Origin of the sequence: Tessaracoccus flavescens (assembly GCF_001998865.1) — a bacterium.
Lineage (GTDB): Bacteria > Actinomycetota > Actinomycetes > Propionibacteriales > Propionibacteriaceae > Arachnia > Arachnia flavescens.
In genome coordinates, this window is record NZ_CP019607.1 from 554,359 (window position 1) to 579,538 (window position 25,180).

At 69.3% G+C, this 25,180-nt stretch carries 27 protein-coding genes and 2 pseudogenes; 9 read left to right on the plus strand and 20 right to left on the minus strand.

Going from position 1 to position 25,180, the window contains the following annotated elements; all coding sequences use genetic code 11:
• Nucleotides 1-39 precede the first annotated feature (39 nt).
• Both BW733_RS02655 and BW733_RS19860 read left to right on the plus strand, forming a co-directional pair.
• Complete coding sequence (locus tag BW733_RS02655) at nucleotides 40-933, plus strand: hypothetical protein (RefSeq protein WP_077347663.1); 894 nt, start codon at nucleotides 40-42, stop codon at nucleotides 931-933.
• 287 nt (nucleotides 934-1,220) lie between these two features.
• A complete protein-coding gene (locus BW733_RS19860) occupies nucleotides 1,221-1,466 on the plus strand; it encodes a VOC family protein (RefSeq protein ID WP_335755094.1) in 246 nt (81 codons plus the stop codon).
• On the opposite strand, the gene BW733_RS02665 is transcribed toward BW733_RS19860, so the two are convergent.
• Nucleotides 1,399-2,712 (minus strand): DUF222 domain-containing protein, encoded by a 1,314-nt coding sequence (locus BW733_RS02665; protein WP_077347665.1) that lies wholly within the window; start codon nucleotides 2,710-2,712, stop codon nucleotides 1,399-1,401. The genes BW733_RS19860 and BW733_RS02665 overlap by 68 nt on opposite strands.
• A gap of 237 nt (nucleotides 2,713-2,949) precedes the next feature.
• Between BW733_RS02665 and BW733_RS02670 the strand changes: the two genes are divergently transcribed.
• The gene (locus tag BW733_RS02670) at nucleotides 2,950-4,158 is read left to right on the plus strand and encodes an IS110 family RNA-guided transposase (protein WP_202970148.1); all 1,209 of its coding nucleotides are present in this window, start codon (nucleotides 2,950-2,952) and stop codon (nucleotides 4,156-4,158) included.
• 116 nt (nucleotides 4,159-4,274) lie between these two features.
• Here BW733_RS02670 and BW733_RS18780 read toward each other — a convergent pair whose 3' ends face one another.
• The 9 genes from BW733_RS18780 to rplM form a co-directional block, all read right to left on the minus strand.
• Complete coding sequence (locus BW733_RS18780; RefSeq protein WP_202970385.1) at nucleotides 4,275-4,646, minus strand: hypothetical protein; 372 nt, start codon at nucleotides 4,644-4,646, stop codon at nucleotides 4,275-4,277.
• Nucleotides 4,562-4,804 (minus strand): SDR family NAD(P)-dependent oxidoreductase, encoded by a 243-nt coding sequence (locus tag BW733_RS19960; protein WP_202970264.1) that lies wholly within the window; start codon nucleotides 4,802-4,804, stop codon nucleotides 4,562-4,564. The genes BW733_RS18780 and BW733_RS19960 overlap by 85 nt, the downstream gene beginning before the upstream one ends.
• A 317-nt stretch (nucleotides 4,805-5,121) precedes the next feature.
• The gene (locus BW733_RS18145) at nucleotides 5,122-5,493 is read right to left on the minus strand and encodes a hypothetical protein (RefSeq protein WP_077347667.1); all 372 of its coding nucleotides are present in this window, start codon (nucleotides 5,491-5,493) and stop codon (nucleotides 5,122-5,124) included.
• Nucleotides 5,490-6,182, minus strand: a complete 693-nt coding sequence (locus tag BW733_RS02685; RefSeq protein ID WP_077347669.1) for an ankyrin repeat domain-containing protein — start codon at nucleotides 6,180-6,182, stop codon at nucleotides 5,490-5,492. The genes BW733_RS18145 and BW733_RS02685 overlap by 4 nt, the downstream gene beginning before the upstream one ends.
• 13 nt (nucleotides 6,183-6,195) lie before the next feature.
• Nucleotides 6,196-7,632: an RNB domain-containing ribonuclease gene (locus BW733_RS02690; RefSeq protein WP_077347671.1), complete on the minus strand. Its 1,437-nt coding sequence runs from the start codon at nucleotides 7,630-7,632 to the stop codon at nucleotides 6,196-6,198.
• A gap of 1 nt (nucleotide 7,633) precedes the next feature.
• Nucleotides 7,634-8,374: a zinc ribbon domain-containing protein gene (locus tag BW733_RS02695; protein ID WP_077347673.1), complete on the minus strand. Its 741-nt coding sequence runs from the start codon at nucleotides 8,372-8,374 to the stop codon at nucleotides 7,634-7,636.
• Nucleotides 8,375-8,437: 63 nt separating this feature from the next.
• Nucleotides 8,438-9,790, minus strand: coding sequence for a phosphoglucosamine mutase (gene glmM, locus BW733_RS02700; protein ID WP_077347675.1), 1,353 nt, complete (start codon nucleotides 9,788-9,790; stop codon nucleotides 8,438-8,440).
• A gap of 105 nt (nucleotides 9,791-9,895) precedes the next feature.
• The gene (rpsI, locus tag BW733_RS02705; protein WP_077347677.1) at nucleotides 9,896-10,417 is read right to left on the minus strand and encodes a 30S ribosomal protein S9; all 522 of its coding nucleotides are present in this window, start codon (nucleotides 10,415-10,417) and stop codon (nucleotides 9,896-9,898) included.
• 11 nt (nucleotides 10,418-10,428) lie between these two features.
• Complete coding sequence (gene rplM / locus BW733_RS02710; protein ID WP_077347679.1) at nucleotides 10,429-10,872, minus strand: 50S ribosomal protein L13; 444 nt, start codon at nucleotides 10,870-10,872, stop codon at nucleotides 10,429-10,431.
• Nucleotides 10,873-11,082: 210 nt separating this feature from the next.
• Between rplM and BW733_RS02715 the strand changes: the two genes are divergently transcribed.
• Complete coding sequence (locus tag BW733_RS02715; protein ID WP_077347681.1) at nucleotides 11,083-13,164, plus strand: elongation factor G-like protein EF-G2; 2,082 nt, start codon at nucleotides 11,083-11,085, stop codon at nucleotides 13,162-13,164.
• Here the strand turns inward: BW733_RS02715 and coaBC are convergent.
• Complete coding sequence (gene coaBC / locus BW733_RS02720; RefSeq protein WP_077347683.1) at nucleotides 13,125-14,351, minus strand: bifunctional phosphopantothenoylcysteine decarboxylase/phosphopantothenate--cysteine ligase CoaBC; 1,227 nt, start codon at nucleotides 14,349-14,351, stop codon at nucleotides 13,125-13,127. The two genes, BW733_RS02715 and coaBC, sit on opposite strands and share 40 nt — an antisense overlap.
• Before the next feature lie 62 nt (nucleotides 14,352-14,413).
• On the opposite strand from coaBC, the gene BW733_RS02725 reads away from it, so the two are divergent.
• Nucleotides 14,414-15,112, plus strand: coding sequence for an NRDE family protein (locus BW733_RS02725; RefSeq protein ID WP_077347685.1), 699 nt, complete (start codon nucleotides 14,414-14,416; stop codon nucleotides 15,110-15,112).
• A gap of 9 nt (nucleotides 15,113-15,121) precedes the next feature.
• Here the strand turns inward: BW733_RS02725 and BW733_RS02730 are convergent, their stop codons facing one another.
• A complete protein-coding gene (locus BW733_RS02730; protein ID WP_077347687.1) occupies nucleotides 15,122-15,505 on the minus strand; it encodes a YccF domain-containing protein in 384 nt (127 codons plus the stop codon).
• A 116-nt stretch (nucleotides 15,506-15,621) separates the two neighbouring features.
• On the opposite strand from BW733_RS02730, the gene trmB reads away from it, so the two are divergent.
• From trmB to BW733_RS02750, 4 genes are all read left to right on the plus strand, one after another.
• Nucleotides 15,622-16,353: a tRNA (guanosine(46)-N7)-methyltransferase TrmB gene (trmB, locus tag BW733_RS02735; RefSeq protein WP_077347689.1), complete on the plus strand. Its 732-nt coding sequence runs from the start codon at nucleotides 15,622-15,624 to the stop codon at nucleotides 16,351-16,353.
• Nucleotides 16,337-17,146, plus strand: a complete 810-nt coding sequence (truA, locus tag BW733_RS02740) for a tRNA pseudouridine(38-40) synthase TruA (protein ID WP_077347692.1) — start codon at nucleotides 16,337-16,339, stop codon at nucleotides 17,144-17,146. The genes trmB and truA overlap by 17 nt, the downstream gene beginning before the upstream one ends.
• Nucleotides 17,143-17,739 carry a class I SAM-dependent methyltransferase gene (locus tag BW733_RS02745; RefSeq protein ID WP_077347694.1) on the plus strand — a complete coding sequence of 199 codons (597 nt, stop codon included), beginning with the start codon at nucleotides 17,143-17,145 and terminating at the stop codon, nucleotides 17,737-17,739. The genes truA and BW733_RS02745 overlap by 4 nt, the downstream gene beginning before the upstream one ends.
• 144 nt (nucleotides 17,740-17,883) lie before the next feature.
• Complete coding sequence (locus BW733_RS02750) at nucleotides 17,884-18,495, plus strand: superoxide dismutase (RefSeq protein ID WP_077347696.1); 612 nt, start codon at nucleotides 17,884-17,886, stop codon at nucleotides 18,493-18,495.
• A 70-nt stretch (nucleotides 18,496-18,565) separates the two neighbouring features.
• On the opposite strand, the gene BW733_RS02755 is transcribed toward BW733_RS02750, so the two are convergent.
• The 8 genes and pseudogenes from BW733_RS02755 to BW733_RS19975 all read right to left on the minus strand — a co-directional run.
• Entirely contained in the window at nucleotides 18,566-20,476 is a 1,911-nt protein-coding gene (locus BW733_RS02755; RefSeq protein ID WP_077347698.1) for an acyltransferase family protein, read from the minus strand.
• The gene (locus BW733_RS19965; protein ID WP_418361329.1) at nucleotides 20,473-21,426 is read right to left on the minus strand and encodes an acyltransferase family protein; all 954 of its coding nucleotides are present in this window, start codon (nucleotides 21,424-21,426) and stop codon (nucleotides 20,473-20,475) included. The genes BW733_RS02755 and BW733_RS19965 overlap by 4 nt, the downstream gene beginning before the upstream one ends.
• Complete coding sequence (locus tag BW733_RS18155) at nucleotides 21,354-21,968, minus strand: arylamine N-acetyltransferase (RefSeq protein WP_161490111.1); 615 nt, start codon at nucleotides 21,966-21,968, stop codon at nucleotides 21,354-21,356. The genes BW733_RS19965 and BW733_RS18155 overlap by 73 nt, the downstream gene beginning before the upstream one ends.
• Nucleotides 21,965-23,110: a glycosyltransferase gene (locus tag BW733_RS02765; RefSeq protein WP_077347701.1), complete on the minus strand. Its 1,146-nt coding sequence runs from the start codon at nucleotides 23,108-23,110 to the stop codon at nucleotides 21,965-21,967. Before BW733_RS02765 ends, BW733_RS18155 begins: the two co-directional genes overlap by 4 nt.
• Before the next feature lie 82 nt (nucleotides 23,111-23,192).
• Nucleotides 23,193-23,483 carry an ABC transporter permease subunit gene (locus tag BW733_RS19665; protein WP_250638007.1) on the minus strand — a complete coding sequence of 97 codons (291 nt, stop codon included), beginning with the start codon at nucleotides 23,481-23,483 and terminating at the stop codon, nucleotides 23,193-23,195.
• A gap of 46 nt (nucleotides 23,484-23,529) precedes the next feature.
• Nucleotides 23,530-24,216, minus strand: a pseudogene (locus BW733_RS19865) (ABC transporter permease subunit); the annotation flags it as partial.
• On the minus strand, nucleotides 24,213-24,566 hold the full coding sequence (locus tag BW733_RS19970) for an ABC transporter permease subunit (protein WP_418361340.1): 354 nt from the start codon (nucleotides 24,564-24,566) through the stop codon (nucleotides 24,213-24,215). The gene BW733_RS19970 and the pseudogene BW733_RS19865, both read right to left, overlap by 4 nt.
• Nucleotides 24,567-24,806: 240 nt before the next feature.
• A pseudogene (locus tag BW733_RS19975) lies at nucleotides 24,807-25,067 on the minus strand (sugar ABC transporter ATP-binding protein); the annotation flags it as partial.
• Nucleotides 25,068-25,180 lie beyond the last annotated feature (113 nt).

A 25,180-nucleotide genomic window follows, 5' to 3' on the forward strand; every position in this document is an offset into this window, starting at 1 on the left:
CCGCAACTGGCCGTGCCGACTGGCGTTAGCCTGGTCCTCATGCAGGATCCCGTTCCCTTCGCCGAGCTGGCCGACGCCAGTCTCGTGCTGGAACGCGAGTATCTGGGCGGAACCGCAGGGACCTCCGCCGATGATCCTCTTGCCTCGCTCCTCCCGGTAGGTAATCAGGGAGGCTTCCGCTACAAGGGCAGTCCCGCTCAGGGGACGGTTCAGTTGCTCGTGCTCTACACCTCTGGAACCGAAACAGACTGGCCCGACACGATCGATCCTGAGACCGGAGACTTCACCTACTACGGGGACAACCGACAGGCGGGTTCACTGCTCCACGAGACCCGCAGGAAAGGCAACCTGCTGCTCCGTGACATCTTTGAGTGGTCCCGCGGCGGCCCAGAGGATCGGGAGCGCATCCCTGTCATCCTTCTCTTTGAGAAGTCCGGGCGAGGCCGCGCGGTCCGGTTCCGCGGACTGCTAGTGCCCGGATCGCCGCGCTTGACCTCCGAGGAGGAACTCGTAGCGATCTGGCGCACAACACGCGATCATCGCTTCCAGAACTACAGGGCACACTTCACGATCCTGAATGAGGCTGTCGTGAGCCGTGCATGGATCGACCAGATCCTCGCGGGCGACCCCCTCGGCCGAGATTGTCCCGGGGCGTGGCGCCGCTGGGTACAGGCCAGAATCTTCGATCCGCTGGAGGCGCCACGGACAGTCGTCATTCCGACAAAGGACGAGCAATACCCTGCAACTGCTGCGTTCCCCCTCCTCGAGGCTGTCCATCAGCACTTCTCGGCGCGACCCGTGGCTTTCGAACACTTCGCCGCAGACCTCTGGGTCCACTCCGACCCCCATGTGGAGTCGATCGACGTGACCCGCCCGACCCGCGACGGAGGCCGCGATGCGGTAGGGACCTACCGGATAGGCCGCCGAGGTTGAGTCGGCGGCGCTTGAGGCAGAAGGCCGGGTCAGCGAGATCGAGGCTGTCACAGCCGTCGACCGGTCCTTCGAAGACCACGACTACAGCCCACGCCCTGAAGAGCACGCTGCTCCACGCAAGCAGGTGACGTGACGCAATCACCCGGCCTCTGGCGGTAGCGGCAACCGGTACATCGGCTGAGCGGCACGTGTGGGCGTCGAAGGCATGAAGGCCACCAGGATCACCACGGATCTTGCGGTCGACGACATCGGGGCCGCCCGATCCGCGCGACGAGACCGCGCCGGTGATGCCCGTGGGGTCCCTGCACGTCGACGACGTCGAGGCGTTCTACGAGCAGGCGGCGGCCCTCGGGCTGCAGATCGTGCACCCACTGACCACGGAGGCCTGGGGCGTGCGGAGGTTCTTCGTGCAGGCGCCCAAAGGGAATGTCTTCAACATCGTGGCCCTAGCCCGGACGAGCCGGACTATTCGAGGGAGCGGGTTCCGGACGGCGAGACCTCGTATCGGTATCCCAGCGGGCTTTCCCACATGATCTGGTCGATGGCCGCCTGCCTCGAGCGCCAGACGCCTGCCGTCTTTGCCCGGTGCGCCCGCCTGCTGAGCGGTGCGAGATTGCCGAGCCGGGTCTGGCCGCGCCGGCCGGGCAGGTACGGGACCGTGTGGTCGAGGTCGAACCGCTCGGCGCGGAGGTCTGAGTAGGGGAACAGCTCGTGGCGCAGCGCGTAACACACTGCACGCCGCAGCCCTGCGCTCGGCACGTAGCCGTCCTCCGCTGGGACGTTCGCCAGGTCGATCACCGGCCGCACGGTCACGTCCGCGTCTCCGAGCAGTTCCGTGAGGAGGCCGGTCGTGATCCAGCCGGCCTGCTCGACGCGGGCCAGGCCGGTTAGCCTGCCAACGGCATCGGAGTGGACGTGCACGGCGACGCTCACCTTCGGCCGCAGCCTGGAAAGCGGGGTGGTGACCGTGCCGCACAGCTCGCCAGGGCAGCCGTGCCGCTCGCCGTGCGCCTCGGAGCCCTCGGGCGGCAGTTCGGGCTGCGCGGCGCGCTGGAGCAGCGCAAGCGCCCGGGCCGGCTGGGCGAGGATGCCGAGCGCCTTGGCGCGCCGCTGGTCCTTCGTCAGACCAGGGTGGTCGCCCTCGATCACCTCGGCCATCCGCTCGACGGAGGCGTCGAGGTGGCGGGCGTCGAGCACGTCGAGGCGGCCGGTGAGATTCATCACGCCGTCCGAGAGTCCCCAGACGAACACGCCCCGGTCCTCCCGCGCTTTGCGCTCCTTCTCAGCCGCCGCCTCCAGGTCGGCCTCCTTGACGAGCTTGTCCAGGAGGTTGAACGACGCGGTCCAGCCGAGGCCTCCCTGGCGGAGGAACCATTCCTGAGTCACCCGCTCGGCGGCCGCCTGGCTCAGTGCGCCGCACCTCACGGCCGCCCGGAGGGCGCGGTCGGCGTCGATCTGGCAGCGCCGCACCGCCGCGAACAGCCCGGGGTGGCGATGCTTCAGGTTGAGCGCCTCGACGACCCGGTGGCCCGCCGCGGCGGGGGTGCAGCGGAGCAGTCCCGCCAGTTCGAGCATCAGGTACTCGGACACCCGAGGTGTGCCCTCCCCGCCGATCTGGATGCGGCGCTCGGCGAGCACCTCCAGCAGGTCCTCCGCGTCGACACGGTAGGCCTCGGCGAACTCACAGAGGCTGGACAGGAGGCCCGCCTCGGCGACCCGGCGCAGCGTCACGGCCGAGCGGAGGTCCTCCGCCAGTTCCCGCTGCGCCGTTGCTTCCATGACTCAACGCTACGGACACGGTCCGACATACATGATGGTAGGCGTCTTGGGGAGTCGTGACCCTGCCTCTGACTGGTGCCCTGCTGGGCTACCGACAAATTGATCCGTCCGGCTCTCCAAGGCATGGGTGACGACCGCCCGGCCATGACCTAATACGAGCCTGATCACGAGTCCGGTGTATGTCCTGTCTGACCAGACGGCCGTCACTCGACCCATCCCAGCGTTCAGGAGTAGGCCATGACCATCATGACAAATCCCGGCGACCATGTCGCCGGCATCGATTCACACAAGGACACCATCCACATCGCGGTGATCACCGCCACCGGCATCGAGGTCGCCGACCACGAGTTCGACACCACCACCGCGGGATACCGTCAGGCAGTGGCCTGGCTGGTCGCTCACGGCCCGATCACCGCTGTCGGCGTGGAAGGAACCTCCAGCTACGGGGTCGGGATCACCGCCACCTTGCGCCGCAACGGGATCGGTGTCGTCGAGGTCAACCGCACCCGCCCCGCCGAACGGCGCAAACAAGGCAAGACCGACCGGCTCGATGCCTACCGCGCTGCCCGGGCAGTCCTGTCCGGTGAGGCCACCACCGCCCCCAAGCACGACACCATCGAGCCCTTACGGGCGCTGGTGATCACCCGCCGCAGCGCGAACAAGGCCCTTCAGGCCTGCTGGCGTCAGATCAACAGTGTCCTGGTCAACGCCAGCCCCCGACTCCGCGACAAATACCGTGAACTGGGCCGCGACAAGCTTGTCGACCAGTTGGCCAGCACCCGCCCCGACCAGATCAAAGACCTCCACGACGCCACCAGCCTGCGTGCCCTGCGTAGCCTCGCCCGACGTCACCAGTTCCTCCGCGCAGAGCTCGATGACCTCGATACGCAACTCGACGAGCACACCACCGCCCGCAACCCAGGCCTGCGCGCTATCCACGGTATCGGCCCGGCACTGGCAGCGATCTTGCTGATCACCGCCGGTGACAACCCCGACCGGCTACGCAGCCAAGCATCCTTCGCTGCCCTCTGCGGCACCAGCCCCATCCCCGTCTCCTCCGGCAAAACCCAACGCCACCGCCTCTCCCGCGGAGGCGACCGGCAAGCCAACTGGGCACTGCACCAAGCGATCAAAGTCCGCATGTCCCAGGACCAACGTACCCGCGACTACCGCGACCGCCACCTCGCCACTGGCAAGACACTCGCAGCCGTCTACCGCAGCCTCAAACGCGCCCTCGTCAGAGAAGTCTTCAAAGCCCTCACGGGCCACTGCGAGATCCCCAACTACACCGACCTCAGACCAGCCCGACAAGCCAAGAACCTCACCCTCACCAACGCCGCCGAAGCCTGCCACACCTGGCCAGCACGCATCTCCGAAATAGAACTCGGCAAACGCCGAGACGACAACCTCGCCCACCGCTACCGCGAATGGCTCACCGCCGCTTGACACCACATAGGAGCATCATTTTTCGCAGCAGAACGGCCCGCTGACCAGGAATTTCTCCCGAGAACTCCCGACATTGCGGCCACAGACTCCTCCGCCGCCGTCGGGGAACCGCTCGATCATCTGCGGGACCCAGACACCTCGAACTGCACCGTTCCCACCCTCGATGCCTGCCCGAAGTCGCAGAACTCGGCGAGACACCCCCGCTGGTTGGCATCTTCGCCCTCGTCACGCTCGCCGTAGGACTCCCTTCGAGGTGCTGCGTGCTCACCCCAGCGACGAGAGTCGGGGTCGCGCCGGTAGTCCTCGATCCGTGCCTCCAGGACCGCCTCGAGTTGGGCGGGGGCGTCGTCCCCGACCACGAGCCGCAGCCGACCGTCTGCCCGGTCTGCGACGTGGGCGAGGATCACGGCCGCGACCTCGTCGGGTGTCGCACCGCCGCCGGTGCCATCGGAGTCGACCGGCCACGGCACCTCTTCGGTACCGAGCACCTCACGGCGGAGCCGGTCGTAGCCCGCATGCCCGGCAGCACGGCCCGGGTGAGCCAGAGCGCTCCGAAGAGGTCGGTGTCGATGATCGCGCGCGCCCCGTCCTCCGCGACCTCCTCGACGGCCCCGACGAGCCCGTAGCCGGCGTTGTTGACCAGCACGTCGACCGGTCCGACCTCCCCCAGCAGGGCGAAGGCGCCCGCACGGTCGCGACGACCCGGTGGCCGGCCGCGAGAGCCGCCTCCGTGAGGGCGCGGCCGAGGCCGACGGACCCGACCCGCTGACGATGGAGGGCATCACCGCGGAGACGGGAGCCGGAAAGCAGACCCTCTACCGGTCGTGGCCCGGCATCACGGCCCTGATTTCGACGCGCTGCTTGCGGAGTCAGCGGCACAAGCCGATGCCGCAGGCCGGGCACCGGGCGAGGTCATCGACGCCATCGTCGAACTCCTGGCCCTGTCGAGCGCACCCTCGCGGATCAGCGGTCGTAGACGGGCTCCCCCAGCGGCGCCTGGGCGGGGTTGGCCAGCACCCAGGTCACCGAGAGCTTCGTCAGCTCATCGATCGCCTTCCTGTCCATGCGGCCTCCGCGCAGCGTCGCGATCGCCGCGTCCGCCTTCTTCCTCGCCGAGTCGGTGAGGACGTTGCCGGAGCGGGTGTGCGCATCGAACGCGTCCAGCATCGCCTCGTGATCCGAGTCCCAGTTCGCCCCTGCGTTGCGCAGCAACTCGTCGCCCACCCGGCCGATGATCCGGATCACCTCTCCCTGCACCGTCCCGGCAGGGCCTCCCGCGGGGACGAGCAGGTCCCACAGCTCCGCGTAGCGCTTGTGCCACGTCTTCTCGGTCACGGTGATCGGATCGTCCGGCCCGAGGACCCGCGGCGGTTCCGGCTTCTCGACGCCGAGCAGCTCGAGGACCTCCTCGAGCGCCGCGACCGAGGCAGCAAGGTCACCGTTGCGCAGCTGCCACTTCCTTGCCTGGCGCAGCGTTGACCGCAGATGCCCCACCGGTCGCTCCCCCAGCCGCGCTCCGGTCTCCAGCAGCCGACGCACGACGCGGAGGGCCCGCTCCCCCCGTGCTCGGTCACGCCGAAGGCGGCGCAGTCGAGGGCGTTGTCGCCCCTGTAGCCGAACGAGTTCCTCGGATCGGCACCGGCGTCCAGCAGGACCTCGACGCTCTCCAGGTCGAGCTGCTTCGCGGCCACCTGCAAAGCCGTCTCGCCGCTCGACGGATGGGCGTCGACCGTTGCCCCCCGCTGGATGAGCAGGGCGACGATCCGGGGGCTGCGGTGACCTGCCCGCGTGGCCAGCGGTGCCTTCTGGAAGCGGCTCAGCGCCTCGAGATCGGCACCGTGGTCGAGCAGCCAGGTGGCCCCGGCAAGATCGACGGCCCGCATCGAAATGGCGGGCTCCTCGGAGTAGCCGCCCCGGGCGTTCACGTCGACGGTGGAGAAGATCTCCTCGAGTTCGGCGACGGTGTAGGGCTCGCGGACGCGCTTGTCGAAGCCATCGGGAAGCCGGTCTGCCTTGCCGTTCATGTCTGGCCTCGCCTCAGCGTCCCGTCCTGGAGAGCTCGACCCTTCCCTCGACCACGTCGACCTTGTCGATGCGGACCTCGATTTCGGTGCCGACCTCGTCCTGCTTCGCCTTGACCCGCAGTTCGACCGCGGGGTCCGCGATCTGGACTGTTCCCTGGGAGTTCTTCGGGTTCACGTCGGTGATCACGCCTGTGAACACCTCGCCGACCCGCGAAGAGAGCACGAGGGCCTCGGTGAGGTCGATCACGCCGCGCTCGTAGGCGTTGGCGCTGCGGCCCGCCTCGGCCATCTCCTCCGGCAGGACGTCAAGGCCCTCCGTCGCCCAGGCGGGCAGGGGAAGGCCGTTGATCAGCGCGTGGCAGATCTCCAGGACGTAACGGTCGACGAGGCGGCGCAGCGGGGCCGTGGTGTGCGCGTAAGGCGCGGCGAGCGCGCTGTGCTCGAGGTTGCCGTCGGGCAGTTCCCCGTTGAACGCGACGTAGCCCGCACCGCGGAACAGCATGGTGCACTTGGTCAGCACGGCCAGCTCGGCCGGGACGTCGGGCGAGAGCGAGCGGACGAAGTCCGGGTAGCTCATCCCCTTCGGCCACTCGACGCCGAGGGTGCGGGCGGAGCGGCGCAGCTTGTCGATCGACCACTTCTCCGCAGGGGGAAGCGTGCGCAGGATGCCGACCTTGCCCTTGAGCATCACGTCTGCTGCGGTGAACCCGGTCAGCAGCGAGATCTGCGCGTTCCAGTTCTCCACCGGGACGAGAGCGCGGAACTCGAGGTCCCAGGTGCCGTCGTGCTGGACGATCTCCTGTTCCGGAAGATTCAGCGAGACGCCGCCGCGTTCGATCTCCAGCTGCTCGCGCAGCCTGCCGACCTCCGGCAGCAGCTCGATGCTGCGGTGTGCCGTGCCCGCGTCGAGATCGGCCTGCACCTGCTCGTAGCTCAGCTTGGCGTGGTTGAGCACCATCGCCCGGGTGAGGGCCACGTCGACCAGTTCGCCCCTCGCGTCGAGCCGCAGCTCCCACAGCATCGCCGGGCGTGGCACGGAGTCAGCCAGCAGCGACGCCGCCCCCTCGCTCAGCACCGGCGGGTGCAGCGGAACGCGTGCGCTCGGGGCGTACTTGGTCTGGCCCCTCCGGTGCGTCTCCGCCTCGAGAGCGGTGCCCGGCTGGACGAAGTGGCCGACGTCGGAGATGGCGTAGCGGACGAGGAAACTGTCCCCGTCGCGTTCGATCTGCAGGGCCTGGTCGAGATCGGTCGAGCTGGCCGGGTCGATCGTCACGAACTCGATGTCGGTGCGGTCGACGTGGTCGTGCACCGGCAGCTCAGCGGCGAGCTCTGCCTCCTGCAGCACGTCCGCCGGGAACTCGTGGGGCAGTCCCAGCTTGTCCTGCAGCAGGGCGAGGCCCTCGCGCAGGTCGTGCGGGACCTCGGGTACCTCTACCCGGGTGGCCGGCATGTCACAGCCCCGATTCCGGCGTGCGGACCAGGATCCGATCGCATTCGGTGCAACGCAGGACCTGGTTCGCGGGGGCCCGCTTGTAGGAGTCGAGGTCGGCGATGGTCAGCTGGAGCTGGCAGCCCCCGCAGCGGCCCGCGCGCAGGGCTGCCGCGCCGAGCCCGGAGGTGGCGCGCAGCTTCTCGTAGACGCCCATCAGATCGGCCGGGATCTTCGCGGCGATCGGGCCGCGGGTGGCGACCAGATCGGCCGACTCCTGACGCAGCTTCTCGACGGCGGCGTCGCGGGCCGCGACCTCGTCGCGCAGCCGGGTCTCGACCTCGGCCTTCTGCCCCGCGATCTTGTCGCGGTGTGCGGTGGCCTCCTCGAGGCGCCCCATCACCTCGAGCTGCGCGTCCTCGAGCTCGGAGATGCGCCGCGTCAGGTGCGCCACCTCGTCGTTCAGGGAGCGCAGCGTCTTCGGGTCGCTGATGGACCCGTCCTCGACCCGCTTCTGGTCCCGCTCGAGGCGCGCCTTGACGGGCACGAGGTCGCCCTCGGCCTTGCGCACCGCGACCCCCAGGTCGTCGACCTCGATGTTGGAGGCGATCAGCTCGTCCGTGACCCCCTTGCGCGCCTCCATCAGCGAGGCGATGGCCTTGTGGTGCGGGAGGTTGCGGGCCGCGTGCTGCACCCGTGCCACCTCCGAGTCGAGATCGGCGAGGGTGAGCAGTGTCTGTTGAACCGCGGGTTCGGCGAGCATCAGCAATCCTTTATCCAGTTGGGGGTGGGACAACCCTAGCGCCACCGGGCGAGGCAGCTGCCCTCAGAGGGCGAGCCGCGACTTGACCTTGCTCGCCAACTGCTCGGCAAGAGCCCGGGCCTGGTCCTGGGTGGGGGCCTCGACCATGACGCGGACGACGGGCTCGGTGCCGGAGGGGCGCAGCAGCACGCGGCCGGTGTTGCCGAGCTCCTGCGCGGCCGCGGTGACGGCGCTCGCCACCTCGTTGTCGATGCCCGCGCGGAGCTTGTCCACCCCACGCACGTTGATCACGACCTGGGGCAGCACCTCCATGACGGTGGCGAGCTCCTTCATCGAGCGGCCCGTCGCGAGCATCCTGGCGGCAAGATGCAGACCTGTCAGCGTCCCGTCTCCGGTGTTGGCGAACTCCGAGATGATCACGTGGCCCGACTGTTCGCCGCCGAGCGCGAAGCCGTTGGCGTTCATCGACTCGAGAACGTAGCGGTCGCCGACCTTGGTCTGGTCGACGCGGATGCCGTGCTCGCGCATGGCGTTGGTCAGCCCGAGGTTGCTCATCACGGTCGCGACGAGGGTGTCGGAGTGGAGGCGGTGCTCCTCCTTCATGGCGACGGCGAGGATCGCGAGGATCTTGTCTCCGTCGACGAGGTTGCCCTCGCCGTCCACGGCGAGACAGCGGTCGGCGTCGCCGTCGAGCGCGATGCCGAGGTCGGCGCCCTCGGAGACCACGCGGGCCATCACGTCACCCATGTGGGTGGAGCCGGCGCCGTCGTTGATGTTGAGGCCGTCCGGTTCGGCGTGGATCGGGATGATCTGGGCGCCGAGCGAGGCGAAGGCCTCGACCGCCGTGCGGGAGGCGGCACCGTTGGCGCAGTCGACGACGACCTTGAGACCCTTAAGCGATGCGCCCTCCCCCAGCGAGGCGACGAGGTGCGTCACGTAGCCCTCGACGGCGTTCAGGTCGGTGCGCACGCGGCCGACCGCGCGGCCGATGGGGCGGTCCCACGCCTCGCCCATGCGCGCCTCGATCGCGTCCTCGAGGTAGTCGTCGAGCTTGACGCCGCCCTTGGAGAAGAACTTGATGCCGTTGTCCGGCATGGGGTTGTGCGAGGCGGAGATCATGACACCGAGGTCGGCGTCCATCTCGTTGACCAGGAAGGCGACGGCGGGGGTGGGCAGCACACCGAGCCGGACCACGTCCACGCCTGCCGAGGCAAGTCCGGCGACCACCGCGGCCTCCAGGAACTCGCCGCTGGCTCGCGGGTCGCGTCCCACGAGCGCCGTCGGACGATGGCCGGAGAAGGCCCCGGCCTCACCGAGGATGTGCGCCGCCGCGACCGAGAGGTCGAGGGCGAGCTCTGCGGTCAGTTCATCATTCGCGACGCCACGGACGCCGTCGGTACCAAATAGTCGTGCCACGCAGGACACCCTATCCGAAACGCTCGACACCACTGAGCGGACGCACGCCCCCAGGGGAAGACGAAAACGCCCACCCCCGCAGGGATGGGCGTTTCGAGGCAGCGATCAGCGCTTGCTGTACTGCGGAGCCTTACGGGCCTTCTTGAGACCGGCCTTCTTGCGCTCGATGACGCGGGCGTCACGGGTGAGCATGCCTGCCTTCTTCAGCGCGGCGCGCGAGGCCTCGGCGTCGACCTCGTTCAGCGCACGGGCGACACCCAGACGAAGCGCACCGGCCTGGCCGGTGATGCCGCCGCCGTCGATGCGGGCGATGACGTCGTAGGAACCGGCGACACCGGCGACCACGAAGGGATCGCTCACGTGCTGCTGGTGCACCTTGTTCGGGAAGTACTCCTCGAGGGTGCGGCCGTTGATCTTCCACGAGCCGGAGCCCGGGACGATGCGGACGCGGGCGACGGCCTCCTTGCGGCGGCCGGTGCCGTAGCCGGGAGCCACGACGGCCGGGCGGACCTCGGCGCCTGCAGCGGCGGCCGGGTTCGAGTCGGAGCGGTACGCGATCTCGCGGTCCTGCTCGTCAACGAAAGGCGTGATCTCTTCGGCGACGGTCTCTTCGACAATCTCGGTCATCTGATTCTCACTCACTGGGCGATCTGGGTGATCTCGTAGGGCTGCGGCTTCTGCGCAGTGTGCGGGTGCTCCGGGCCGGCGTAGACCTTGAGCTTGCCCATGAGCTGACGGCTCAGCTTGTTCTTGGGCAGCATGCCCCACACGGCGCGCTCGACGGCCTTGCGCGGATCCTTCTCGAGGAGCTCGCCGATCGAGATGGACTTGAGTCCACCCGGGCGACCCGAGTGCGAGTAGCGCATCGACTGCGTGGCCTTGTTGCCGGTGACGGCAATCTTGGAGGCGTTGACGATGACGACGAAGTCACCACCGTCGACGTGGGGGGCGAAGGTGGCCTTGTGCTTGCCCCGGAGCAGGGTCGCAGCGGCCACGGCGAGACGACCGAGGACAATGTCCTCGGCGTCGATCACATGCCAGTTCCGGGCGATTTCGCCTGGCTTCGGGGTGTACGTAGACACGGAGGCAGACCAACTTCCATTCAATGTGAAACCTGTGCAATGCGGCGGCGGCGACGACTCGAAGTCGCACAAGCCACACCGCGCGCAACAGCTACCTAGCTTAGGACGGCAGAGCCCTCAGCGCAAAATCGAGGACGCCACCGAGGCAGCCAGCCCAGCTTACCCGGGGGTGCCCGTCCGGACCAATGCGACGGGGACTAACGTATCGTCATGGCCTCAAAGACGAGTCCCCGGATCGCCGTGACGTCCCCCGACGATGTACGCAACGTCGTCCTCGTTGGCGCGAGCGGCTCGGGAAAGACGACCCTGTTCGAACACCTGCTGCGCGCCCGGATCGACGGCTACCGCGGAGAGAAGGACACCCCCGAGCGGGGAGCCTCCCTCACCCTCGCGTCGATCCCCGCGAACGACGTCCAGATCAACCTGCTCGACGCGCCGGGTCACCCGGACTTCGTGGGCGAGTTGAGAGCCGGGCTCCGCGCCGCCGACGCCGCCATCTTCGTGATCCCCGCCGGTGACGACATCGACCCGACCACCGTCGCGCTCTGGGAGGAGTGCGATCAGGTCTCCATGCCGAGGATCATCGCGATCACCAAGCTCGACCAGGGAAGGGCGAGCTTCGACGACATGGTCGCGGCCTGCGTCTCCACCCTCGGCGAGGGCGTCATCCCCGCGCTGATCCCGCTGACGGTCGACGGCGCGAACGTCGGAAACCTCTCCCTGTTGAACAAGCGCGCGCACGACTACTCGGGCGGGACCCGCGTCTCGCGCGACTCGACACCGGAGGAACTGGCGCTGATCGACGAGCTGCGCGCGCCGCTGCTCGAGGCGATCATCACCGAGGTGCAGGACGACGACCTGATGGAGCGCTACCTGGAGGGCGAGGAGATCGCCGTCGAGGAGGCGCACGCCTCCCTGCTCAGGGCGGTCACCGGAGCCCGCTTCTTCCCGCTGCTTCCCGCGCACACCACGAGCGACAAGGGCACCGAGGAACTGCTGCGCTGGATCGAGAAGGGCTTCCCGCCGCCGACCCTGCACCCCGTTCCCTCCACCACGACCCCGAACGGCGCGACGCTGCCGCCCGTCACCTGCGACCCAGACGGGCCGCTCGTCGCCCAGGTGATCCGCACCACCTCCGACAACTACTCGGGCCGCACCGCCCTCGTGCGGGTGTTCTCGGGTCAGCTCAAGGGCGATGATGTCGTGCGCGTCTCAGGACACCGCGAGCTCTTCGGGGCAGACGCCGATCCTCTCCATCCGGACCATGACGATGAGGAACGCGTCGGCCCCCTCTCTGCCCCCGCCGGGCTCGAGTTCGCGCCGCTGCAGCGTGCCATCGCGGGCGAGATCGTGCTGGTCAGCCGGCTCTCGAGGGCCGAGACCGGCGACACGCTGTCCGAGGTCGAACGCCCCGCGCTCGTCGAACCGTGGGAGCTGCCGCGCCCGCTGCTCCCGATCGCCCTGAAGGCGACCACCCGCGGCGACTCCGACAAGCTCACCGGCGCGCTGCACCGCCTCTCCCTCGAGGACGCCAGCGTCCGGCTCGAACGCAACGCCGAGACCGAGCAGCAGATCCTGTGGGTGATGGGCCAGGCCCAGAAGGACCTCGCCCTGACCCACCTGACCGAGAAGCTCGGCCTCAAGGTGGTCGAGGAGCCGGTGAGGGTCGCGATGCGCGAGACCTTCCTCGGACCGGTCAAGGGCCTCGGCCGCAACGTGAAGCAGTCGGGCGGCCACGGGCAGTACGCCGTGTGCAACATCGAGGTCACCCCGCTCGAGCGGGGCGCCGGGTTCGAGTTCGTCGACAAGGTCGTCGGCGGGGCCGTGCCGCGCGCCTACATCGCATCCGTGGAGAAGGGCGTCGTCCAGCAGATGGCCCAGGGCACCCGGTTCGGGGTGCCGACGGTGGACCTGCGGGTGACGCTCTACGACGGGAAGGCCCACTCCGTCGACTCCTCGGACATGGCCTTCCAGGTCGCCGGGCAGTTGGCGCTGCGCGACGCGGCGGACAAGGGGAAGGTCGGGCTGCTCGAACCGATCGACAAGGTCGTGGTCAGCGTCGCCGACGCCCACCTCGGCGCGGTGCTCACCGACCTCGGCTCGCGCAGGGCGCAGGTGCTCGGCAGCGACCTCGACGGAGTCGGCCACGCGAGCGTCGAGGCGCTCGTGCCGCAGATCGAGCTGGTCAGCTACCCGGTCGACCTGCGCGGCCTCGCCCAGGGCACGGGCTCATTCACCCGCGCGTTCCACGGTTACGAGCTGATGCCCGAGGAGCTCTGGCCCGAGCGGTAGGAGACGACGGCGTCCAGCAGCGCATCGGCGACCGCGCGCTTGGACCCGGCCGCGTCGGCGACCACCTCGTCGGTCCTGTCGAGGACGATGAGGTGGTTGTCGGTGGCCTCGAACCCCTTCGTCCAGCCGACCTCGTTGACGGCGAGCAGGTCGGCCCCCTTGCGACGGAGCTTCCTGCGCCCGCGCTCCAGCAGTTCCTCCCCCGTGCCCGTCTCGGCGGCGAAGCCGACGATGGTCTGTCCCTCGCGGCGGCGCTCGACCAGCCCCTTCAGGATGTCGGCGTTCTCGACGAGCGAGAGGCTGGGGATGCCGCCGTCCTCCTTCGTCAACTTGCCCTGCGAGACCTCCGCGACCCGGAAGTCGGCGACGGCCGCCGACATCACTACGACGTCGGCCTCGGCGGCGAGTCGGTCCATGGCCTCCCCCAGTTCGGCCGCGGTGCCGACCGTCGTGACCTCGACACCCCTTCCAGCGTCGGCCAGAACGGCGGACTCGATGTTCGCCGCAGCGAGCAGGACCCTCGCCCCGCGCTCAGCCGCGGCCGCGGCCACCGCGACGCCCTGTCTTCCGCTCGACCGGTTCCCGAGGTAGCGGACCGGGTCGATCGGTTCGCGGGTGCCGCCCGCCGACACCGCGAAGGTGAGCCCCTCCAGGTCCCTGGTCAGAGCGAGCAGCTCGTCGATCCGGGCCTGGATTGCCTCTGGCTCGCTCATCCGGCCCGGGCCCGAGTCGCCGCCGGTGAGCGGGCCGTCCTCGGGACCGATCACGTGCACACCCCTCGCGCGCAGGGTCTCCAGGTTCGCGACGGTGGCCGGGTGGCGCCACATCTCGGTGTGCATCGCCGGGGCGACAAGGACCGTCGCCTGGGTGGCGAGCAGCGTGGTGCCGAGCAGGTCGGAGGCGAGACCGGCCGCCATGGAGGCGAGCGTGTTGGCGGTGGCCGGGGCCACCACGACGAGGTCGGCCTGCTGGCCGAGCGCCACGTGCCGCACGCGTGGCACGTCGTCGTGCACGGAGGTGGTGACCGAGTTACGGCTGATCGACTCCCAGGTCGGCAGTCCGACGAACCGCAGCGCGTCCTCCGTCGGCACCACGTGCACGTCGTGCCCGGCGCCGATCAGCAGCCGGACCAGGTGCACGCTCTTGTAGGCGGCGATGCCGCCCGTGACTCCCACCACGATGAACATGGCCTCGATTGTTCCACCAACCGACGGGGAGGGGCGCTCCGCGACGGTTATAGGCTTCCGGCATGTGCACCGTCGTGATCCGAGTACCAGAGCCGGACCGCGGTGACGTCCGCATCCTCGCCGTCCGCGATGAGGACCCCGGCCGCCCCTGGCTCCCGCTCGGGGCCTGGTGGCCGGAGCATCCGGAGGTCGAGGGCGTGATGGATCAGCTTGCGGGTGGCGCCTGGCTCGCCCACGACGACCGTCGGCTCGCGGTGCTGCTGAACCGGGCGGGAGGCACCGACCTGGAGGTGCCCACCTCGCGCGGCTCGCTGGTGACGGGTTCCCTGACGGGCGTGCCCATGCCCGATCCCCTGACCACGCTCGGCTTCAACCTGGTCGAGGCCTCGGCCGAGGGCGTCCGCGTCACCTCGTGGGACGGCGGAACGCCCCGGGTCACCGATCTGGCGCCCGGCACCCACATGATCGCCCACGAGGACGTCGACGATCCGAGGACCGCGCGGGTCGCGGCGTGGCTCGACGAGTTCGCCGCGACCCCGACCGAAGGCGAGCGATGGTGGGAGGGCTGGATCGACGTGCTGCGCGGCACCACCGCCGTCGAAGCGGCCGACGACCGCGCCATCGTGCGCGACAACCGTGCGCACGGCTTCCCGACGTTGAGCCTCCTGCTCGCGGTGGCGAGCATCGGGCCGGGCGGCGTCACGGCCGAGATGGCCACCCTTGACGAACCTGGCGTCTGGAACGAGCCGAAGCTGCCCTGACGCGGGAGCTCACCAGACGCTGCCGTTGTTGACGATGCGCTTGCCGAACGGGAAGCAGGTCACGGGGATCATCTTGATGCTCACCCAGGCGTTGGCGATGCCGATCACCGTCAGGGTCTGCGCGAGGGCAGCACCGACGTGGATGAGCGCGAGCCACCAGCCGGCGATGAGGAACCAGATGCCGTTCATGATGGCCGACCCGGCTCCGGCGCCGGGCTTCGGCTCGACCGTCTTGCCGAAGGGCCACAGCACGTAGCGCGCCATCCGGAAGGAGGCGACTCCGACGGGGATCGTGACGATGAGGATGCAGGCGAGGATGCCCGCGATGAAGTAGCCGAGGGCGAGCCAGAAGCCGCCGAAGATCACCCAGATCAGATTGAGCACGGTCCGCATGGAAAAAGGTCCCTTCCTAGGGGGGTGTTGCACCCTCCAGTCTAGAAGGGCGCCCCAACGCGTGGCGGCGCGGCGCCGGTTCTGCCACGCGGGCCCGCCCCCACTACCCTGAAGGGATGGACCCACTGCCCCCACGCCTGCGCCGCGACGTCGTCAGCTTCGTGCGCCGCAGCACCCGCATGAACGAGTCCCAGCAGAAGGCCTGGGAGCGGCTCGGCGGGCGGTTCGTGATCGACGTCGAGCGGGGCGAGATGTCCACCGCCGTCGCGGACGGGGCGCGCATCGACTGGGACGAGGCCTTCGGCCGCACCGCGCCGCTGATCGTCGAGATCGGCTCAGGTGGCGGCGACTCGCTCGTGCCGATGGCCGCGGGCCGCCCCGAGGCGAACATCGTGGCCTTCGAGGTCTTCGAGCCGGCCGTCGCCTCGACGCTCGGCAGGATCGGGCGCGAGGGCATCGACAACGTGCGCGTGGTCGTCGCCGACGGCGCGCAGGCGCTCGCGAAGCTGTTCGACGACGGCAGCGTCTCCGAGCTGTGGACCTTCTTCGCCGACCCGTGGCACAAGGCCCGCCACCACAAGCGTCGCCTCGTCAGCGGCGGATTCGCCGACGTGGTCGCGGCGAAACTGGCCCCCGGCGGCGTGTGGCGGCTGGCCACCGACTGGGAGGACTACGCGCTCTGGATGCGCGACGAACTGGACGACCATCCCCTGCTGACCAACGTGCACGACGGCTGGGCCCCCCGCCTGGCCGAGCGCCCCGTCACGAAGTACGAGGCGAAGGGGCTCGCCGCCGGGCGCACCATCCACGACCTCACCTACCGGAGGGTCGATGCGGCTCAGGATTGACCTCGCCTACGACGGCACCGACTTCCACGGCTGGGCGCTCCAGCCGGGGCTGCGCACCGTCCAGGGGGTGCTGGAGCCGTGGATCGGCCAGGTGCTCCGGCTTCCCTCGGCCCCGAGCCTCGTGGTCGCGGGGCGCACCGACGCGGGCGTCCATGCGAGGGCGCAGGTCTGCCACGTCGACCTCGGCCTGGAGGCCGACCCCTCACCCGAACTGCGCAGGCGGCTGGAGCGGGTCCTGCCCCACGACATCGCCATCAAGGCGGTCGCACCCGCCCCGGAGGGGTTCGACGCGCGCTTCTCCGCGAGCTGGAGACGCTACTGCTTCCGGGTCAGCGACGCGGGCCAGTTCCACGATCCCCTGCTGCGCGGGCATGTCGCGCGGCTCCCGTTCCCGCTCGATCTCGACGCTCTGAACGCGGCCTTCTCCACCGTGACAGGGCTGCGCGACTTCGCCCCGTTCTGCAAGCCGCGCGAGGGCGCGACAACCATCCGCGAACTGCGCGAGCTGAGCGCCTGGCGCCGCGAGGACGGCGTCGTCGAGATCTGGCTGCAGGCAGACGCCTTCTGCCATTCCATGGTGCGCTCCCTCGTCGGAGCGCTCACCGCGGTCGGAGGGGGACGAAGGACGCTCGCCTGGCTCGAGGAGGTCGCCGCCCACCCACGGCGTCACTCGGACGTGCTCGTGATGCCCGCTAACGGGCTGACCCTCGAGGCCGTCGGCTATCCGGAGGACCATCTGCTCGCCGAGCGCGCCGAGCAGGCACGAAGCGTGAGAACCCTGGAGGACGCGTGAGCCATTACTTCCACACCCCCGAAGACCCGCTCGTCACGCACGAGTTCACGGCGACCATTTTCGGACGGGAGCTCACTTTCACCGCCGCGTCGGGGGTCTTCTCCGGCAACCGGCTCGATCTGGGCACCTCCGTGCTGCTGCGCGAGGTGGACCCGCCGGTGGCGGGGCACGTGCTGGATCTCGGTTGCGGCGTCGGAACGATCGCGGTCGGGCTGGCGCTCGCCAGCCCCGAGGTCTGTGTCGACGCCGTCGACGTCAACGGCCGCGCCGTCGAGCTGACCACCCTGAACGCCGCCCGGCACAAGGTCGCCGACCGGGTCCGCGCCATGGCCCCCGACGAGGTGCGACCGGAGACGCTCTACGACGAGATCTGGTCGAACCCGCCGATCCGGATCGGCAAGGACGCCCTGCACGATCTCCTGCGCACCTGGCTCGCCCGGCTGCGGCCAGGCGGTGCAGCCTATCTCGTCGTCGGCCGTCACCTGGGCGGCGACTCCCTGCAGCGTTGGCTCGGTGACCAGCGATATCCGACGCAGCGCATCGCCTCGGCCAAGGGCTTCCGGGTGCTGCGCGCGACCCGGCCCGCCGATTGAGGCCCACACCCCGGGCACAGGGGCAAACTTCTTCGCAGAGGGCGAACCCGGTCTGGAAAGTTGAACCGGGAACTATCGGCTGGGCATAGGATGGGAGACGTCAGCGCGCCTGACGGCGCGAGTCTTCCAGAGAAGGAGTCAGCAATGACTTACACCCTCCCCGATCTGCCCTACGACTACAACGCCCTCGCGCCCTCCATCTCTCCGGAGATCATGGAGCTGCACCACGACAAGCACCACGCCGCCTACGTGAAGGGCGCCAACGACGCGCTCGAGCAGCTCCAGGCCGCCCGTGAGAAGGGCGACCTGGCGGCGGTGAACAAGCTGGCGAAGGATCTGGCCTTCCACCTCGGCGGCCACATCAACCACTCGGTCTTCTGGAAGAACATGTCGCCCGACGGCGGCGGCGAGCCCACCGGTGACGTCGCCGAGGCCATCGGCGAGTTCTTCGGCTCGTTCGACGGCTTCAAGAAGCAGTTCAACGCCGTGGCCAACGGGATCCAGGGCTCGGGCTGGTCCATGCTCGTGTGGGACACCCTCGGCCAGCGCCTCAACATCAACCAGCTCTTCGATCAGCAGGGCAACCTGCCCGTCGGCCAGCTGCCGATCCTGCAGCTCGACATGTGGGAGCACGCCTTCTACCTGCAGTACAAGAACGTCAAGGGCGACTACGTCAACGCCTGGTGGGATGTCGTCAACTGGGACGATGTCGCACAGCGCCTCGCCGCCGCGAAGGCTGCCGGCGTCTCCTACTGAGTCGCCGCTCGCTGAGCGTCCAACCGCGAAGGGCCCCGGGAGTCTCCCGGGGCCCTTCGCCGTTCCCGGGCTAGCCGGCCGCCGTGAGGACGCTCTGGAGCACCTTCTCGGCGACGATCGGCCCGTAGGGGTCCATGGCGATGTGGCTGCCGTCGGGGCGCAGCACGGTGCCGTCGGGTTGCTCGTCGTCGCAGGTGGCGGGCACGACGGCTGCGGTCGGTTCGAGGTCGTCGCACAGCAGTGGGTCGAGCCGGAACGTCCGCACGCGATCATCGCTGGCCGCCAGGTCGACGATGAGCTGGTTCCATCGCCTCCGGTACTCGTCATGGTTGAGCATCAGGTCGTAGAGGGGGTGGCAGTCCTCCGGTGTGCACCTGGCGGCCAACGCCCCGCCGGGGCGTTCGGTCTGCCCGATGACGAGGACGGCTCCGGTGGAGGTGAGCCGCTCGACGCTGGCGTCGAGGTCCTGCTTCAGCGCCACCCAGAACTCCTCCTGGTCGGGACCGACGATCCTCCCGTCGAGCCAGCGCTGATGGATCTCGTAACGCGACCACCAGAACACGACGTCGGGTCGGTCCGCCTCCAGTTTCCCGAGCTGGATGTCGGCGACCATCGTGCAGTCCCCCGCCCCCTCGTGGTCGGGCTTGAGATACTCCTGCAACTCGATGGACAGAGGCGGGCAGCCTCCGCGGGAGGCGTTGTCGATGGCCATGCCCTGCTTCGTGGCGGCCTCGTCGAGGGCCTCCATCAGACGGAAGGGCACCGAGTCGCCGACCACGACGAGGGTCTTGTCCCTCGGGGCGTTCGGCGCGTGTCGAATCGCGGTGGACCAGGTGAGCGTCACCGCCATGATCAGAGCCACGGCGACGAGGACCCTGCGCGGGGTGCGAGAGTCGGCCGCGCCGGATCGGCTCCTCGCCTCGTCCAGCACGGCGTCGGCCGTCGGCCTGCCGAAGGGATCGATCGTGACGTGGAGGCCGTCCTCGCGCAGCAGCTTCCCGTTGCTCTGGTGGTCGTCGCAGGCGGCAGGTCGACGCGGGTCGACCGGCTCAGGGCTGTTGCACAGGAGCGGGTCCATCCGGAAGGTGCGCACGCGCGGGTCGTCCGCGGCGATCCGCTCGATCACGGCGTTCCAGCGGCGGCGGTACTCGTCGTGGTTCAGCGCGTAGTCGTCGAGCGGGAAACACTCCTCGTCGCCGACGGGGCACTTGGCGAGCAGGCCGATCCCCGGCCGCTCGGCCTGGGCGATGACGACGGTGGCTCCGTCGCGGGCCAGCCGGTCGACGGTGGCGCGGGCCTCAGCCTCCTGGATCTCCCAGAACTCCTCCTGCTCGGGGGCGATCATGCGGCCCTCGTACCACCGCTGGTGGGTCTCGTAGCGCGACCACCAGAACACGATCTCCGGGTCGTGGCGCCCGATCAGCGAGTGCTGGAGTCCGCGCAGCGGCCTGCAGTCCCCCGGTCCTTCGTGGGGCGGTTTGTCATACTCCTGCAGCTCGACGGCAAGCGGGGTGCAGCCGCCGCGTGCCGCGCTGTCGACCGCCCATCCCTTCGCCTTCGCCGCTGCATCGAGCGAGCCCATCAGTTTCAGCGGAACGGAGTCGCCTGTCACGACGATCCACCTGTGTTCCGGGGTCACGCCCTGCGTGGCCCGCAGCGCGAACGACCAGCCGAGCACGACGGCCATCACGAGGGCGACCGCCCCGACGGTGCGGCGCGGCGTGAACCAGGCGGCGAGTCTGCCACGACGGATCGGCTGTTCGACGAGGTGGTAGGAGGCGACCGCCGAGGCGAGGGTGCCTGCCAGCGCGATCCCCGCGGGGAGGGGCTTGAAGACGCCGTGGGTGAGGTCCAGCCACACGGCCCACGGCCAGTGCCACAGGTAGAGACCGTAGGAGATGCGCCCGAGATAGGCCATCGGCGCCCAGCTGAGGAACTGCGACAGCGCGGTGCTCGGGCCGCAGATGAGCGCCGCGATCACGCAGACGACGCTGAGGCTGAGTAGCAGCGCCCCCGCCGTAGAAGTAGAAGCCGCTCGGTCCGGTCAGGAAGGGCAGCACGGCCACGGCGACCACCCCGCCTGCCGTCGCGAGGAGCCGGTGCCGCGCCCCGATGGCCTCCCGCAACGCCGGGTTCGTGACAAGGACCGCGAGCAGCGCCCCGAGCAGGGGCTCGAACGCCTTGGTGTCTGTTCCCATGTACGAGCGGTCGGCGCCCGCCGGGTCGTAGAGCACACCGAGCGCGACGACGGAGGCGAGGATGAGCACGAGGGTCAGGGCGAGGAGCGGCTTCGTCACGGCGACGCGGCGCCGCACGAGCAGCGCGACCAGCCCGATCAGCAACGGCCACGCGAAATAGAACTGCTCCTCCACGGCGAGCGACCACATGTGCAGCAGCGGGGTGGATGTCGCGTCCGAGGAGAAGTAGGTGTTGGCCTGCATGAAGTGCCAGTTGGCCAAGGTAGACAGACGTCCACGCCGTGTCGTCTGCGAGCGCCGTGCGGCGGTAGTAGGGCGCGAGGAGCGTGGCGTAGGTCAGCACGGCGAGCAGGACGAGGGTCCCCGCGGGGAGCAGCCGTTGGAACCTGCGCTGCCAGAAGCGGGCGAACTTCGGCCGGCCGTGCTTGGCGGTGTCGGCGAGCAGTCCAGCGGTGATCAGGTAGCCGGAGAGCACGAAGAACACGTCCACCCCGGCGAACCCGGACCTCAGTCCGAGGACGGCCAGATGGAACGCGATGACGAGCCCGACGGCGATGGTGCGCAACCCGTCGAGGCTGGGCACATAGGTGACCTTCTGGCTGGACTGCACCCGATGGACCCTACCGGTGTGACCGGTCTCCCGCGACCGGCCTGAAGGGTTCAGGCGTCCTCTGCCGCCTTTGCTCCGTACACCCAGGGGGCGACATCGCGCCCGGAGAGCCAGGCCCGCCACACCTCGAGCACCACGAACGGGATCAGCGCGGCCCCGACCGCCCAGCGCGTGACGGTTCGCAGCGGAAGTTCCGCGGTGACCGGAACGAAGGGCAGCCTCCCCACCCTGCTGACCGGGCTCGAGGCGCAGGCGTCGCGCTCGCGTCCGTCGATGGTCACCTTCACCCAGCTGTGGCCGCTCAGCCACCAGGGGTGGCCGAAGCCGCGGACCCGGGCCGCATGAACGAGCCGGGTCTGGAACCCGAGGCCGCGCAGCACCTCGGACAGCACGGTGTTGTACTGGTGCGACCAGCCCCGGTGTGAGCGCAGGGAACGCGCAGGCGACTCCGCCAGGTGCCACAGCGAATGGGTCGGGTACGTCTCGGCGACCGTCAACACCGCCTCGTCCGCCAGCTCACGCCCGCTCAGGCCGGTTCGTCTGCAGCGCTCGATCAGCCCCTCCACCGTGTCCGGTGCGTCGACGTGGTCAGGCGGCGGCGCCATCACCCAGACGGGGATGAGCGCGGCGCCGAGCAGGACGGGCAGCCCCCAGCGCAGTTTCATCTGGCGTTCCTTCGGTTGTGTCGGACGAATCCTCCAAGCGAGCGGTACGGCACCTCGTCGGCGAGCCCCGCGTGCACCCCGAGCATCTGCTCGATGGTCCGGCGCCACGGATAGCGCTCGGCCCTCGCGCGAGCGGCGGCGCGCAGGTCGGGGCCGAGCCGCGGCAGCAGCGACTCGACGGCGTCGGCAAGCGCCGCCGGGTTCGGATCACCGGATGCGCCGCTTGTGACGTCGACGAGTTCGTGGGCGCCACCGCGGTTGGAAGTGACCACCGGGGTGCCACAGGCCAGGGCCTCGAGAACGGCCAGGCCGAAGGTCTCGGCCGGGCACACCGAGAGGGAGATGTCGGCGGCGGCGATCCGCCGTGCCACCTCGTCGCGGCCGGCGACGAAGCCCTGGAAGAAGACCGGCGCGTCTCCCGCCGCCCTCTGCAGCTCCGCCCGGTCGGGGCCGGTGCCATAGAGGTCGAGGCGCACCCTGTGCCCGCGCCGGTGCAGTTCGACGACCGTCTCGACGGCCAACTGGGGGCTCTTCTCGTGCGAGAGGCGTCCGACGTAGCAGAACTTGAGCACGCCGTCGTCCACCGGCTCCCCCACCCGGGGATTGAAGGTCTCGAGGTCGACGCCGAGCGGGACCAGTTCGAGCTCCGCTCCCGTGTTGTCGAACTCGTCTGCCGCGAACCGGCTGGTCACCACGACGGTGTCGAAGGCATTGGCGAGCCGACGGTTCAGGCCACCGACCACCGCTTCCACGCCGAACGAGCGCCTGGCCCACATGGCGAGCATGTCGGAGAGCCGCTCATGGCTGAACAGGACCGAGCCGACGCTGCGCTTCTGTGCCCACCTCGCCGCAGGCGAGAGGGTCCACTTGTCGGAGACCTCGATGCTGGTGGGGCGGAACCGGTCGAGCACATCGAGCACGCGCCACGGCTGGAAGATCATCCGGTACTGGTCGGTGACCTTCGGGGCCCTCACCGAGACGAGGATGCCCGCCTCGGTCTCGACGATCTCGTCGCGGGCGCCCGGCGAGACGAAGATGCGCGTGTGCCCGGCGTCGACATATCCCTTGCCGAGGGTCTCGATGACGACCTTCATGCCGCCCGAGGTGGGGCCGACGAAGTTGGCCAACTGGGCGATCCGCATGGGCCCATTCAACCAGAGCCCGGAACGTGGCGCCGGGGGCGGAGCCGCCCTCCCCACCCCCGACACGTCTGTGTTCGCCCGGTCACTCCCGCTGCTTGGCGAGCACCGCCCGCTGCAGCAGGACGAAGATCAGCAGGATGCCGCCGGTGATGATCGTGGTGGCCTCGGGGGGCACGCTGCCGTCACGGGTGATCAGCACATTCATCAGGCCGAGCACAAGGGCGCCGACCACGGAACCGAGCACATAGCCGACGCCGCCGGTCAGCAGCGTGCCGCCGATCACGGTCGCCGCGATCGCATCCAGCTCCCAGCCGACGCCCGTGATGTTCTGCGCGATGCCGAGCCGCGTGGTGTAGACCCACTGCGGCCACACCGGCGAGAAGGCCGCTGATCACGTAGACCCACATCTTCGTCGCGTGCACCGGCAGGCCCATCAGCGCGGCGGACTGCTCCGAGCCGCCGATGGCGTAGACGGTGCGCCCCATCCTGGTGCGGGCGAGCATGAACACCGCGACGATGACGACGACGACGGCGATGAGGACGCCTGGGGTGATCACGAGGTCGTTGACCTTCGGCCCGTCGATCAGTTTCCACCGCGTCGCGAGCACCCGGATCGAGCTCTCGTCGGGTAGCCGCTCGGGAACCGTCGAGAGCATCGAGGCGAGGGCCCTCGCGAGGAACATCATCGAGAGGGTGGCGATGAACGGCTGTACGTTGAAGTACTGGATCAGGATCCCCGAGAAGAGCCCGAACAGGCCTCCGACGGCGATCATCAACACGATCACAAGCCACCCGTTCCACCCGGCGTTGATCAGCATCACGCCTGCCACCGAGGTGAAGGCGATGACGGCGCCGACCGAGAGGTCGATGCCGCCTGTGATGATCACGAAGGTGAGGCCGACGGCGAGGATGATCAGGTGGGCGTTGTTGATCAGCAGGTTGGAGGCCGTGTTCATCTGGACGATGCGGCCGTAGGCCACCTCGCCGTAGATGATCATCCCGACAAAGATCACGAACGCCGCGAGCATCGGGAGCAGGTCGAGGCGGAGCTTCGCCCGCTCGAGGAGCGAGCCCCGCTCGATACGTGCGTTGGTTGCGACGCTCATGCTGCGGCCACCTCTTCCTTCTGCTGGGCGGTGGGTGCTGCCGGGGCCGACCTCCGCTTGAATGCGCTGCGGATCCGGTCCGACTGGAGCAGACACAGCACCACGATCACGATGGCGTTGAAGGCCGGGGTCGCGGAGGACGAGACGCCGAGGAACACGACGGTCTTGTCGAGGGTGGCGATCAGCAGCGCGCCGATGGTGGCCCCCGTGATGTTGAACTTGCCTCCGGCGAGGGAGGTGCCGCCGATCACAACCGCGAGGATCGCGTCCATCTCGAGTTGGTCACCGGTGCGGGAGACGTCGACGGTCATCACGCTTGCGGTCGCGAAGATGCCAGCGATCCCCGCCATCAGGGCGCTGATCGCGTAGACGGCGAGCAGCAGACCGCGTCGGTTGACACCCACGATCCGGTCGCTGAGGCGCACGACCTCCTCCAGTTCGGACGAGATGAACACAACGCTCACACCCTCCGAGGCGAGTTCGAGCACCCGCTCCTGGATCTCGGCCTTCGCCCCGATGTCGATGCCGCGGGTGGACTCGTCGAGGATCAGGATCTGCGGCCTTGTCGCGAGCCAGCGACCGAGCAGCACCTTCTGCTGGTTGCCACCCGAGAGCTTGCTGATCGGCAGCTCGGGGTCGGTGGGGCGCACGTAGAGCTCGGAGATGTACTTCGCGACGATCTCGTCGGTCTCCTTACGTGGCAGCGGGCGCGCCCAGCCACGCTTGGCCTGGACACCGAGAATGATGTTCTCGCGCACGCTCAGGTCGCGGATGATGCCCTCGTCGCGCCTGTTCTCGGAGGAGAAGGCGATGCGGTGCCTCAGCCCCGCGGCGGGCGTCTTGACGTCGACGGCGGTGCCCTCGAGTTCGACCGACCCTGTCTCGGGCCGGTCGGCGCCGTAGACGAGCCGCGAACAGGATCGCGACGCCCTCGTCGCGCAGCCTGCGCATCACGGTGAACAAC

What these genes read in the sequence shown, in the direction of transcription:
- BW733_RS02655 (WP_077347663.1), top strand. Translation starts at nt 40, where the DNA reads ATGCAGGATCCCGTTCCCTTCGCCGAGCTGGCCGACGCCAGTCTCGTG.
- BW733_RS19860 (WP_335755094.1), top strand. Translation starts at nt 1,221, where the DNA reads ATGCCCGTGGGGTCCCTGCACGTCGACGACGTCGAGGCGTTCTACGAG.
- BW733_RS02665 (WP_077347665.1), bottom strand. Translation starts at nt 2,712, where the DNA reads ATGGAAGCAACGGCGCAGCGGGAACTGGCGGAGGACCTCCGCTCGGCC.
- BW733_RS02670 (WP_202970148.1), top strand. Translation starts at nt 2,950, where the DNA reads ATGACCATCATGACAAATCCCGGCGACCATGTCGCCGGCATCGATTCA.
- BW733_RS02685 (WP_077347669.1), bottom strand. Translation starts at nt 6,182, where the DNA reads ATGAACGGCAAGGCAGACCGGCTTCCCGATGGCTTCGACAAGCGCGTC.
- BW733_RS02690 (WP_077347671.1), bottom strand. Translation starts at nt 7,632, where the DNA reads ATGCCGGCCACCCGGGTAGAGGTACCCGAGGTCCCGCACGACCTGCGC.
- BW733_RS02695 (WP_077347673.1), bottom strand. Translation starts at nt 8,374, where the DNA reads ATGCTCGCCGAACCCGCGGTTCAACAGACACTGCTCACCCTCGCCGAT.
- rpsI (WP_077347677.1), bottom strand. Translation starts at nt 10,417, where the DNA reads ATGACCGAGATTGTCGAAGAGACCGTCGCCGAAGAGATCACGCCTTTC.
- BW733_RS02715 (WP_077347681.1), top strand. Translation starts at nt 11,083, where the DNA reads ATGGCCTCAAAGACGAGTCCCCGGATCGCCGTGACGTCCCCCGACGAT.
- coaBC (WP_077347683.1), bottom strand. Translation starts at nt 14,351, where the DNA reads ATGTTCATCGTGGTGGGAGTCACGGGCGGCATCGCCGCCTACAAGAGC.
- BW733_RS02725 (WP_077347685.1), top strand. Translation starts at nt 14,414, where the DNA reads ATGTGCACCGTCGTGATCCGAGTACCAGAGCCGGACCGCGGTGACGTC.
- BW733_RS02730 (WP_077347687.1), bottom strand. Translation starts at nt 15,505, where the DNA reads ATGCGGACCGTGCTCAATCTGATCTGGGTGATCTTCGGCGGCTTCTGG.
- trmB (WP_077347689.1), top strand. Translation starts at nt 15,622, where the DNA reads ATGGACCCACTGCCCCCACGCCTGCGCCGCGACGTCGTCAGCTTCGTG.
- truA (WP_077347692.1), top strand. Translation starts at nt 16,337, where the DNA reads ATGCGGCTCAGGATTGACCTCGCCTACGACGGCACCGACTTCCACGGC.
- BW733_RS02750 (WP_077347696.1), top strand. Translation starts at nt 17,884, where the DNA reads ATGACTTACACCCTCCCCGATCTGCCCTACGACTACAACGCCCTCGCG.
- BW733_RS18155 (WP_161490111.1), bottom strand. Translation starts at nt 21,968, where the DNA reads ATGAAACTGCGCTGGGGGCTGCCCGTCCTGCTCGGCGCCGCGCTCATC.
- BW733_RS02765 (WP_077347701.1), bottom strand. Translation starts at nt 23,110, where the DNA reads ATGCGGATCGCCCAGTTGGCCAACTTCGTCGGCCCCACCTCGGGCGGC.
- BW733_RS19970 (WP_418361340.1), bottom strand. Translation starts at nt 24,566, where the DNA reads ATGGCGGGGATCGCTGGCATCTTCGCGACCGCAAGCGTGATGACCGTC.